This window comes from Nostoc sp. PCC 7107, from assembly GCF_000316625.1.
Taxonomy (GTDB): domain Bacteria; phylum Cyanobacteriota; class Cyanobacteriia; order Cyanobacteriales; family Nostocaceae; genus Nostoc_B.
Genome location: NC_019676.1, coordinates 4033979 through 4047490 on the forward strand (window position 1 = coordinate 4033979; position 13512 = coordinate 4047490).

At 37.8% G+C, this 13512-nt stretch carries 4 protein-coding genes; all 4 read left to right on the top strand.

Features of this window, described 5'->3' with window-relative positions:
* The first annotated feature begins 21 nt into the window (after positions 1-21).
* Positions 22-5820, top strand: coding sequence for a type I polyketide synthase (locus NOS7107_RS17360; RefSeq protein ID WP_015114256.1), 5799 nt, complete (start codon positions 22-24; stop codon positions 5818-5820).
* Between the two features lie 75 nt (positions 5821-5895).
* Positions 5896-7152: a diaminobutyrate--2-oxoglutarate transaminase gene (gene ectB, locus NOS7107_RS17365; RefSeq protein ID WP_015114257.1), complete on the top strand. Its 1257-nt coding sequence runs from the start codon at positions 5896-5898 to the stop codon at positions 7150-7152.
* Positions 7153-7187: 35 nt separating this feature from the next.
* Entirely contained in the window at positions 7188-9941 is a 2754-nt protein-coding gene (locus NOS7107_RS17370) for a non-ribosomal peptide synthetase (protein ID WP_015114258.1), read from the top strand.
* Positions 9938-13414 (top strand): non-ribosomal peptide synthetase, encoded by a 3477-nt coding sequence (locus tag NOS7107_RS17375; protein WP_015114259.1) that lies wholly within the window; start codon positions 9938-9940, stop codon positions 13412-13414. Before NOS7107_RS17370 ends, NOS7107_RS17375 begins: the two co-directional genes overlap by 4 nt.
* Positions 13415-13512: the final 98 nt, after the last annotated feature.

The window sequence follows — 13512 nt, forward strand, 5'->3', positions numbered from 1 at the left end:
AAGCAATAAAGGTTGAATCATATGAATGAAAATTATGAGTTAATGGAGGGGGTTGCTATTATCGGGATGGCAGGGCGTTTTCCTGGAGCCATCGATATAGAATGTTTTTGGCAGAATTTACAAGACGGGGTAGAATCACTATCTTTATTTACAGATGATGAGTTAATTGCGGCTGGTATACCTGCGGCATTGGTAAATGATAGTAATTATGTGAAAGTTGGCGGTATTTTAGATAATATTGATTTATTTGATACGGCATTTTTTGATTTAAATCCCAAGGAAGCGGCAGTTACAGATCCACAACATCGCTTATTTTTAGAATGTGCTTGGTCGGCTTTAGAAAATGCTGGTTATGATGCGACTAAGTGTAACAGCAGAATTGGTGTTTATGCGGGTGCTAGTTTAAATAATTATTTATATTTTGATGTAAAAAATGATCAATTAGGTTCAGGAGAATCATATCAAAAGTTAATTGGTAATGATAAAGGATTTCTCTCAACTCGTGTTTCTTATAAATTAAATCTTACCGGGCCAAGTCTGACAGTTCAAACTGCTTGTTCGACATCATTAGTTGCTACTACTCTCGCCTACCAAAGTTTACAAAACTATCAATGTGATATAGCTTTAGCGGGTGGGGTTTCGATTCGCTTACCACAAAAAGCTGGTTATTTCTATGAACCAGGAGGGCCATTATCGCCTGATGGTCATTGTTATGCGTTTGATGCTAAAGCCCAGGGAACAACTGTGGGTAATGGTGTGGGGGTAGTTGTTCTCAAGCGAGTCAAAGATGCGATCGCTGATGGAGATTGCATATATGCAGTGATTAAAGGTGCGGCTATCAATAACGATGGGGCGATGAAAGTTGGTTATACAGCACCCAGTGTTGATGGACAAGCCGAAGCGATCGCGGAAGCCATTATGTTAGCAGAGGTAGAACCGGAAACCATCAGCTATATCGAAGCCCACGGTAGCGGTACAGCTTTGGGTGATCCCATCGAAATTGCGGCGCTGACTAAAGTTTTTCGTGCTAGTACCGAGAAAAAGAATTTCTGCGCCATTGGTTCGGTGAAAACCAATATCGGACATTTAGACGCAGCCGCCGGCGTTGCAGGATTAATCAAGACGGCTTTAGCTTTAAAATATCAATTGATTCCACCCAGCCTTAACTTTGAACAGCCTAATCCCGAAATTGATTTTGCCAACAGTCCTTTTTATGTCAATACTAAACTCAGGGAATGGCAAACAAATTTGACTCCTCGACGTGCAGGTGTCAGTTCTTTAGGGATGGGGGGGACAAATGTTCATTTAGTTCTTGAAGAAGCACCAACCCTTCCGGCTTCTAGTGCTTCTCGTCCTTGGCAATTGTTATTACTCTCTGCAAAAACTGCATCTGCATTAGCAACTGCTACACAAAATCTCAGCCAACATTTGACACTACATCCTAATCTTAATATTGCAGATGTCGCTTATACTTTACAAGTCGGACGCAGAGATTTTAATTATCGGCGAATCTTAGTTTGTGCCGATGTTCAAGATGCAATTTTGCAACTGAATCAGCCAGTTTCACAACATCAATTTCAAGAGTCAGGAACGCCCTCTGTTACTTTCATCTTTCCTGGGATAGATGCACTGTATACAGATATGGGTAAAGAACTCTACGAAACAGAGTCAGTATTTCGCACCCACATAGAAAAGTGCTGTTTAATATTAAGACCACATCTAGAATTAGATTTGCGTTCTGTAATTTATCCCAGCATATCCGAACGGGAAACTGCATTAGAAAAACTCCAACAAACAAGCTTTTCTCACAGTGCTTTGTTTGTTATTAAGTATGCTTTGGCTCAGTTGTGGATGTCTTGGGGTATTTCTCCGCAAGCCCTGATTGGTCAAGGTGTCGGAGAATATGTAGCTGCAACTTTAGCAGGGGTATTTTCTCTAGAAGATGCTCTTGTATTAGTAACAAAATCTTCTCCTCAGTTGTTAGAAAAAATCCAACTTCATCCACCACAAATCCCCTTCATATCTCATGTGACTGGAACTTGGATTGCTCCAACTGAAGCAACAAACCCCCACTATTGGACAGACATAGAAGCAGCTTTATATCCAGAAATTGCTGAGTTACTGCAAGGTAAACAGCAAATTTTACTAGAAATTAACTTGCAAGAACCACTAGCAAATCATCGCCAACAGCATTCAGAAACAGCATTTTTACTCAACGAATTGGGTCGCTTATGGATGTTGGGAATCAAAATTGATTGGTCGAGTTTTTATACTAACGAACTTCGTTACCGTCTTCCTTTACCAACTTATCCCTTTGAGCGTCAGCGTTATTGGCTTGATTCTATAAATACTCAGGAATCATTAGAGCCAATATCTAATTATTTCCTGGAAAATCAGCGTTATGCTATTGAGTTAGATTCATCTACTTCCAAAAAATATTCACGAAAATTATTAGAGAAAAAAACAAATATTGCTGAATGGTTTTATACTCCAGTATGGAAACAATCAAGACTTCTAGATTTTTTACCAGAAGAACTGAGCCAAAAGCAGTTAAATTGCTTAGTATTTGTCGATAAATATGGAGTTGGTTCTGAATTTAGCAAACAACTTGCACAACAACATCAAGATGTCATTACAGTGCGGTTGGGTGAACAATTTAGTCAGCTTGATGAAAAAGTATATTGCATCAATCCCCAACAACCAGATGATTATGACTTATTATTGAAAGCACTACAACAGCGAGATTTTCAACTAAATACAATTGCCCATTTTTGGAGCGTTACACCTAAATATATTTCCCTTGATAATGAATATGATAATCTGAGCTTTTATAGCCTATTATTTTTAGCCCAAGCAATTGGTAAACAAGATATTTGGGATTCTTTGAAGCTGATGGTTGTCACCAGTAATTTATATGATGTCACTGGGGAGGAAAATTTATGTCCTCATAAAGCTACAGTATTAGGCCCTTGTAAAGTAATTCCCAAGGAATATCGGCATATCAATTGTAGTCTTGTTGATTTAATTATTCCTGCTGCTCAAACGCCTTTATCTGCTAAAAATCTAGATAAATTAATAGCAGAATTAACACTGGAACAAACTAACGAAATAGTTGCTTATCGTGGTTCACATCGTTGGGTTCAAACCTTTGATGTAGTTCCTTTAGAAGATAGTGGTGTTAGCAAAAACAAGTTAAGAAAAGGTGGCATTTATTTAATTACTGGCGGACTGGGAGGTATTGGTTTAGTATTAGCAGAACATTTAGCCAAGACATTCCAATCTAAGTTGATTTTGGTGAGCAGGAAGGGATTACCAGAACGCTCACAATGGGAGCAATGGCTAGAAAATCATGATAGCCAAGACGCTATGAGTCGCCAGATTCAAAAAGTGCGATCGCTGGAAGAATTAGGTGCAGAAATTGAGGTCATAAGTGCAGATGTGACTAATTTGGCACAGATGCAAGCAGTCATCGCACAAGCACTTCAAAAATTTGGTCAAATTCATGGTGTAATTCATGCGGCTGGTGTTCCTGGTGGTGGTGTTACCCAACTGAAAACGCGGGATATGGCCGATCATGTCTTAGCCGCTAAAGTCCAAGGTACGTTAATTTTAGAGGAAGTTTTAAAAGATATAAATTTAGATTTTTTGGTTCTATGTTCGTCCAAAACTTCTATTTTGGGTGAATTTGGACAGATAGATTATTGTGCAGCCAACGCCTTTTTAGATGCTTATGCTTATCGGAATTGTATCAGCGATCGCTTCACAGTATCAATTAGTTGGGACACTTGGCAAGAAGTCGGTTTTGCAGTAGAAACTGTCTTACCAGATAAACTGCAACAAGAGCGTGCAGAAATTATCAAAAAAGGTATCTTACCATCAGAAGGTATCGAGGTATTTAATCGCATTCTCGCCAGTAACTTACCTCATGTTGTTGTTTCCACTCAAGATTTACCAGAGTTAATCAAGCAAAATAACTCACCGCAGTATTTACAAGAGCAATTACAGCTTTTAGATTCCAAATTATCTTCAGTCAATCTTGCTAAAGCCAAACATCCTCGTCCCAATTTAGGTAACGATTACATTCCTCCCGAAACCGAAATTGAGCAAATTCTCGCTGAGATTTGGCAAGAAATTCTCGGAATTGAAAAAATAGGTATCTACGACAACTTTTTTGAATTAGGTGGAAATTCCATCAACACAATTCAAATTGCGGCGAAAGCTAATCAAGCCGGGTTACAATTAACATCTCAACAGTTTTTCCACTACCAAACAATTGCTGAATTAGCCACAGATTTAGCGATTACTCCCACTATTCCCGACACAAAATCGCAGCCAAATAACAATCAATCAGATGTAAATAATTCTCAGCAGTCTTTATTGTTGCAAATTCAGCGAGTATGTGATGACCCTAATTTATTAGAAAATATTGCGGACATTTACGAACTCACACCTGTACAGAAAGGGATGCTATTCCATTGTCTGTTTGATAGTGAATTATCTTTATATTTTTTCCAGCATCTCTTTACTATCCGAGGGGATTTGAATATCGAGGCTTTTGAAAAAGCTTGGCAATTAGTAATAGATAGACATCCCATTTTACGGACTAGATTTTATTGGGAAGAACTAGAAAATCCATTACAAATTGTTTACAAAAAAGTAGAATTACCTCTGAGTTGCTGTGATTGGAGTAACATCAATTCAGCAGAACAGAAATCACAACTTGACGCTTTTATTGTGAGCGATCGCCAAAAAAGTTTTGACTTTTCCCAACCATGTTTAATGCGTCATACTTTAATTCGCTGTACTGATGACAAGCATTTATATGTGTGGAGTTTTAACCACATCATTATTGATGGTTGGGGTGGTTCATTAGTATTCCAAGAATTTGTCGAAACCTATGGAACACTTTGTCAAGGTAAAGAAACTATTTTTGCGCCAACTCGTCCCTTTAGAGAATACATTGATTGGTTGCAGCAGCAAGATATAACCAAAGCCGAAAATTTCTGGCGGCAAGCATTGCAGGGTGTAAAAATACCAACTCCTCTAACTTATATCGAAAAACTAGACAAAATTGAGCCATCTTCCACCCAAGAAGTTAGATATAGCGAGGAAATAATTCAACTATCAGCAAAAACTACACAGGCGTTACAATCCTTTGCAACCCAACATCGTCTTACCCTAGCAACAATTATTAACGGTATCTGGGCTGTTCTTCTGAGTCGTTATACTTGTTGCAACAATATATTGTATGGTTGCACCGTCACTGGAAGACCAGCAGATTTGCCAGGAGTAGAATCAATGGTGGGTATGTTTGTTAACACCTTGCCCATCCATGTCAATATCGATACTGAACAGCTTTTTTTGTCATGGTTACAGCGTTTTCAACTGCAATTAGTTGAAGTTCGAGATTATGAATACTCTCAATTAACCGAAATTCATAAATGGAGTGAAATTCCTCAAAAACTAGCTTTATTTGAAAGTATTGTCGTGGTTGAAAACTTTCCTGTCAGCGAATTTATCCGAGATTGGCAAGGCAATATTGAATTTCAACATACACAGATTTACTACCGTAACAACTATCCTCTAAACTTGGTTGTCTACCCCAACAAAGAGCTATTACTGGCTATTTCCTATGATTCTAGAAGATTTGCAACTACTACCATTACTGGTATTCTCCAAGATATCGAAATGCTGCTGCAAGGATTAGTCACTAATCCTCACTTCCAAATTAAAAACTTACCTTTGGGAACACCAGAACAACAACAAAATTCAGCAATTTTAGAACAAGAGATATCATTTGATTGGTCTTCTGTCTTATAAGTCATTTGTGCAAATCTTGATTGCTGAGATATTTGTGATTCCGTGGTTTTTTAACTCCTACATGGATTTCCATATATGAATACATTTGAAAAATGTGAATCCAACGTCCGAAGCTATTGCCGTAAATTCCCTGCTATATTTCACCGGGCGAAAGATTCCATTATTTATGCTGAATCAGGCGAAGAATATATAGACTTTTTTGCTGGTGCAGGTGCTTTAAACTATGGACATAATCATGACTATATTAAACAAAAAGTCATCTCATATTTAGATGCTGATGGTATAGCTCATGCTTTGGATATGTACACTTCTGCTAAGGAGAAGTTTTTATCTAAATTTGATGAGTTAGTCTTAAGCTCTAAAAAACTAGATTATCGCCTACAATTTTGCGGCCCTACAGGTACAAATGCCGTGGAAGCAGCTTTAAAATTAGCCAGAAAAGTCAAGCAAAGACCGGGCATATTCTCTTTTATGGGAGCATATCACGGTATGACTTTAGGTAGTTTATCTATTAGTGGTAATGTGGGAGTTAGAGCCGGGGCAATTGGCACAGTAAGTCATGTAACTTTTATGCCTTACCCCTATGGTTTCATGGAAACTTTTGACACAATAGAATATATAGAAACAGTCTTAAATGATGTTAATTCTGGTATTGAAAAACCAGCAGCAATTATTTTTGAAACAGTGCAAGCTGAAGGTGGTGTAATTGTCGCGCCTGTTGAGTGGATGCAGCGCCTCCGCAATTTATGTAGCGACCATGATATTTTATTAATTTGTGACGATATTCAAGTTGGTTGTGGTCGAACAGGGTCTTTCTTTTCTTTTGAAAGAGCAGATATTGTGCCTGATATGGTAGTTTTATCTAAATCTATTAGTGGCTATGGATTCCCAATGTCACTATTATTAATTAAGCCAGAATTGGATATTTGGGAACCAGGAGAACATAATGGTACTTTTCGAGGTAATCAATTAGCATTTATCGGGGCTACGGCAGCTTTAGAGTATAGAGAAAGCAGCAATCTGGAAAAAGATGTCAAAATTAAAGAGCTTTATTTAAAAAACTTTCTCACTCAAGAAATTGCCGCCATTAGCGACAAAATAGATATCCGTGGCATTGGGATGATTTGGGGAATTGATGTCAAGACCTTTGGTGGTAATGATTTTGCTAAAAAGATAACCTCGCATTGTTTTGAACTAGGGTTAATTGTTGAATTAGCAGGTAGAAATGATACTGTAATTAAAATTTTGCCACCTTTGGTAATTGATTTAGTTACCTTACAAAAAGGCTGTGCAATTATCAAAACAGCTTTTAATGATTTAGCCACTGCATAGCTTGGAAAGATGTAATTAGAGCGAGGAAGTAAATTATGATTGCTAATAAAATTCAAAATAACTTGACTGCTAAAAATTTATTTCCTGAGAAAATTTACTGGCTGAATCAACTTGCTGGCGAATTACCTGAGACTACTTTGATTGCAGATTATGTCAGACCTACAATATATGAAGGCACAAAAAAGCTAGTAAATTTTGTTATACCCAGTGAGTTATCACAAAAAATTATTAAATTTACCAATAACTCTCATTTGGCCATCTACTTAGTACTGTTAGCAGGATTAAGCATTTTTCTAGGCAAATACAATAACACTAATGATGTGATAGTTGGTTCACCAATTTATCAAACAGTCGGAAAGATTGATAATTTACCAACAAAAGTAATTCCTTTACGGTTGAGATTTGACAATCAACTAACTTTTAAAGATTTACTAGTCCAAGTTAAAGAAATAGCACTCAATGCTTATACACATCAAAACTATGTCTTTGATGAATTGATTGAATTATTAAACTTACCGCATACTCAAAATCGTGACTCTATTTTTGATGTAGTAGCTTTATTAGAGAATATACATTGTTTATCCGATGTCAAATCACTCAATAATGATTTAACTTTTGCTTTTAAAGTTGATGGTAATTTAATTGTCGGTAATATTTACTATAACAATTTATTGTTTACACAACAAAGCATTCAAGTTATCACCAAATGTTACATTAATATCTTAAATGCTGTTCTCAACAATTGTTTAATTTCAATTTTAGATATTCCAATTTTAAGTGCGGGCGATCGCAGCACTTTATTAACAACATTTAACGACAATACCAAACTATATCCCATCAATCAAACCATAGATCAATTATTTGCTAAACAAGTAGCAAAAACACCTAACAAATTGGCTGCTGTTTTTAACAATACTCGAATAAACTATCGACAATTAAACAATAAAGCCAATCAATTAGCGATATTTTTAACAAAATTAGGAGTCCAAACAGGTGATTTTGTTGGCATTATTAAAGAACGGGATATAAACTTTCTCATCGGTATACTTGCGATCCATAAAGTTGGCGGTGTTTATGTCCCAATTGATAGTACATATCCGCCAGATAGAATCAAATACATGATATCTAATAGCAAAGTGAGAATTTTATTAACAGATGCTGTCTATTTAGATATTTTAGTTGATTCTCCAGAGCATTTTCCGTCTTTAGAATGTTTAATCTGTTTAGATATTAAGCCCGATAAGCAAGCCTTAGCCACAACCAATACTATCAACATTTACGATGAACTGGATTTTGGTAACTTACCTCCAGAAAATTTAGAGGTAAACCGTCAAGGAACTGATCCAGCTTATATGATTTATACCTCTGGTTCCACAGGACTGCCCAAGGGAGTAATTATTAGACATGGTAGCGCCATCAACCATATCTATGGTGAATTTGATGCTTTAAATTTGCAGGCAGATTTGGCTTTTCTACAAACCGCTCCTGCTTCATCTGATATTTCTGTTTGGCAATTTTTAGCGCCTATTTTAATTGGTGGTAAAACCGTCATTATTGATACCGAAACTATTTGTAATCCTGAAAAATTATTCCACATTATTCAAACAGAAAAAATTACTCTTGTTGAATTAGTCCCAGTTATCCTAGCAAGTTTATTAGATTACATCACTCAGCTACCTCCAGAGGCTAGATTATTACCTCATCTGCAATGGATGATGGTAACAGGTGAATCTGTTTCAGTGGAATTAGTCAACAAATGGCTGAAAATATATCCTGAAATTCAGGTAGTTAATGCTTACGGCCCTAGTGAAGCTGCCGATGATGTTACTCAGTTTGTCGTTGCTCAACCTTTGCCAGAAAATCAGCGTACCGTTCCCATTGGTAAACCATTAGCTAACTTAAATATCTATATTCTTGATGCTCAAATGCAACTCGTACCTATTGGATTTCCGGGTGAAATTTGTGTGTCTGGATATGGGGTAGCTGAAGGATATTGGCAGAATGAAGAAATGACAAAAGCTAATTTTGTGCCTAATCCGTTTTCGACAAATGCTAAACCATTGCCAGGAATAGATAAAGATTTAATTTATAAAACTGGAGATTTAGGTAGATGGCTACCTGATGGCAATATTGAATTTCTGGGGCGGATAGATCATCAGGTAAAAATCCGGGGTTTCCGTATCGAATTAGGAGAAATTGAAGCTCTAATTAGCCAACATTCTGCGGTTAAAGAAACTGTAGTGATTGTGCAAGAACCAAGTCCTGATGATAAGCGTTTAGTTGCTTATGTTATGCTGCCTTCTGAGTTTCATCAAGATGATAAAGCTACTAGCGAAGTCATCACAGAGTTACACAACTTACTCAAAGAAAGGCTACCAGAATACATGGTACCTGCGGCAATTTTAGCTCTGGAAACAATACCCCTGACTCCCAGTGGGAAAATAGACCGTCGGGCATTACCCATACCCAATTTTCAAAATGAAGCAGTCAGCTTCGTTGCACCGCGTACCCCCACCGAGGAAATAGTTGGTGATATTTGGATGCAGATATTAAAGCAAGAGCATCTAAGTATTCACGATAATTTCTTTGATTTGGGTGGACATTCTTTATTAGCAACTCAAGTTATTTCTCGGTTAAGAGAAGCATTTAAAATAGAGTTGCCTTTACGCAGTTTATTTGAAGCGCCGACAGTCACGCAATTAGTCGAGCGAATCGAGAAGATGTTGACACTTCAACAACTACAGTTGATGTCTATGAATGTAGTAGATCGTGAGGAGATAGAAATATGAAAACTATTGAAGAGTTTTTATCTGATCTTTGCAGTCTAGATATTAAGCTGTGGGTTGAAGAAAATCGCCTGCGTTGTAATGCTCCTAAAGGTGCGCTGACACCAGTGATTAAAGCCGAACTGGCAGAACGTAAAGCCGAAATTATTGCTTTTATTGGTAATAATGATATGGCTTTAAATGCTACTAATTATCTGATTAATCCGGTTCAAGGGCGGGAGAATTTACCTATATCTTTTGCTCAACAAAGACTCTGGTTTATTGACCAATTGCAACCAGGTAGTAACGTTTACAATTTACCTGCGGCTATTCAGATTCAAGGCTTACTCAATGTAAAAGCATTAGAAAAGGCTCTCAACGAAATTGTCCGACGGCATGAAGTTTTTAGAACAAGTTTTACTGTCAATCAAGGACAACCAGTGCAAATTATTCACCCGAATTTGCAGTTAAATTTACCTATAATTAATTTACAAGCATTACCAGAAGTAGAGCAAGAATTAGAAGTTAAAAGACTTATTTCTCAAGAAACTTCCCAAGGATTTAAATTAGATGAAGCTCCGTTGTTACGATGTACTCTGTTGCAATTAGCAAAAACAGAATATGTACTGCTGTTTACTGTGCATCACATCATCTCTGATGGTTGGTCGATGGGGGTACTGATTCAGGAAGTTGCAGCCCTTTATCAAGCATTCGCTCAAAATCAAGCTTCTCCACTGCCAGAATTACCGATTCAATATGTAGATTTTGCTGTTTGGCAACGTCAATGGTTACAGGGAGAAGTGCGGGAAAATCTGCTGAATTATTGGAAACAAAAGCTTGGTGGCGATATTCCAATATTGCAATTACCCACAGATTATTCTCGTCCACCAATTCAGACATTTAAAGGTAAAAGAAAAGCATTTTCTTTATCTGCTGATTTAACTGAGGCATTAAAGACACTTAGCCGTCATGAAGATGTAACTCTTTTCATGACTTTGTTAGCAGGATTTAAAACATTATTGCATCGCTATAGTAGTCAAGAAGATATTTTAGTTGGTTCTGCGATCGCAAATCGGAATTCGCCGCAAACTGAACAACTCATTGGCTTTTTTGTCAATACTTTGGTGCTGCGGACTAACTTCACTGGTAATCCCACTTTTAGAGAATTATTGCGGCAGGTACGCGAGACAACTTTAGCAGCCTACGCTCATCAAGATTTACCTTTTGATTTGTTAGTTGAAGAATTACAGCCACAACGAAATTTGAGTCATCCGCCTCTATTTCAAGTCATGTTTGTGCTGCAAAATGCCCCCACTTCTGCCTTAAAACTATCAGGTTTAAGTTTGAATTTCTTGGAAAATCAAACACACACAGCAATGTTTGATTTAACACTGGATATGCAGGAGACAGAAGCGGGATTGGTAGGCGCTTTAGAATATAATACTGATTTATTTCATGACACTACCATTAATCGCATAGTTGAACATTTACAAACCTTGCTCCAAGGTATTGTAACTAATCCAGATGTAAGATTATCAGAATTACCATTATTAACAGAATTAGAGCGTCATAAACTTTTAGTAGAGTGGAATAATACTCAAGTTGAATATCCTCAAAATAAATGTATTCATCAGTTATTTGAAGCGCAAGTAGAACGCATACCGGATGCAGTAGCAGTAGTATTTGAAGATGAGCAACTAACTTACCACGAACTCAATAATAAAGCGAATCAACTAGCACATTACTTACAAACTTTAGGTGTAAAAACAGAAACGTTAGTAGGGATTTATGTAGAGCGATCACACCATATAATAATCGCTATCTTAGCCATCCTCAAAGCTGGTGGTGCATATATTCCCCTAGATCCTGCCTATCCAGCAGAACGTTTAGCTTTTATCTTGCAAGATGCTCAGATGTCTGTACTACTGACTCAGCAGCATTTGATTGAGAATTTGCCGTTAGCTCAAACTCAGGTTGTTTGTTTAGATACTGAATCTGACAGTATAAATCAGCAAAATACATACAACCCCATCAGTGAATGTATAACTGCTAATTTAGCTTATATCATCTATACCTCCGGCTCAACAGGCAAGCCCAAAGGAGTTTTAGTCAATCACAGCAATGTAATGCGGTTGTTGGCAGCAACAGAGCATTGGTATAAATTTAACCATAATGATGTCTGGACATTATTTCATTCCATCGCCTTTGATTTTTCCGTTTGGGAACTCTGGGGGGCTTTGCTGTATGGCGGGAAACTAGTCATAGTACCTTACTGGCTGAGTCGTTCCCCGGAAGACTTTTATCAATTGTTGGTCACACAGCAAGTAACAGTACTCAATCAAACCCCTTCCGCCTTTTCCCAACTAATTCAACTAGAAGAATCTTGGGGAACCAGGAAACAGCTAAGTCTGCGATTGGTAATTTTTGGCGGCGAAGCCCTGCAACTGGAAAGTTTAAGACCTTGGTTTGAGCGTCATGGCGATCGCTCGCCGCAGTTAGTCAATATGTATGGTATTACCGAAACAAGCGTCCATGTTACCTATCGTCCACTCACCAAGGCAGACTTAGAATTGGGATTAGGCAGTGTTATTGGTCGTCCCATCCCTGACTTGCAAATCTATTTATTAGATCGCTATCAGCAACTAGTACCGATGGGAGTCAAGGGTGAGATGTATGTTGGTGGTGCGGGTGTAGCACGCGGTTATTTAAATCGACCAGAATTAACAACCGAAAAATTTATTGACAATCCTTTTAGCGATCGCCCAAACGCACGCCTCTATAAAACTGGTGACTTGGGGCGTTATCTCCCCAATGGAGACATTGAGTATTTGGGAAGAATTGACAATCAAGTGAAAATTCGCGGCTTTCGCATTGAATTGGGAGAAATTGAAGCCATCATTAGCCAATATCCAGGGGTGCGGGAAACCGTGGTATTAGCGTCATCTCAACGCATAGTCGCCTATCTAGTCCCTCAAACCGAGCAAACACTAGCAATTGAGCAACTACGTCACTTCCTGGAATCAAAGTTACCCAACTATATGATCCCAGGGGCTTTTGTCTTGCTACAAGCATTCCCTCTGACAGCAAATGGTAAAGTTGATCGCCAAGCTTTACCTGCACCCGATACAGCCCGCCCCGAATTAACCGCAGCTTATCAACCACCTCAAACCGAAGTTGAACAAACTATTACCCAAATTTGGCAAACAGTCCTGCAACTGGAAAAAGTCGGCATTCATGATAACTTCTTTGAACTCGGTGGTCATTCATTACTTTTGGTACAGGTGCATAGCAAATTACGTGAAACATTTTCCAAAGATTTAGCTGTTCTCGACCTATTTAGATATCCCACAATTAACTCTTTAGCTAATTATTTAACCCAAGTTGAGCCTGAGCTAATAACTACTAATCTCCCGGAGATTGTGAGCGAAAAAATTGCCGATGGTAAAGCTCAACAAAGAAAGCGTCTACAAAAACTTAAATCTATCCAAAATATTTAATGCCAGTTCTGTATGAAGAAGAATTTTAAGAAACGAACCACAGAGGCGCAGAGTTCACAGAGAAATGAGAGTTTGAGAGATGTTTTGCATAAGTCCTA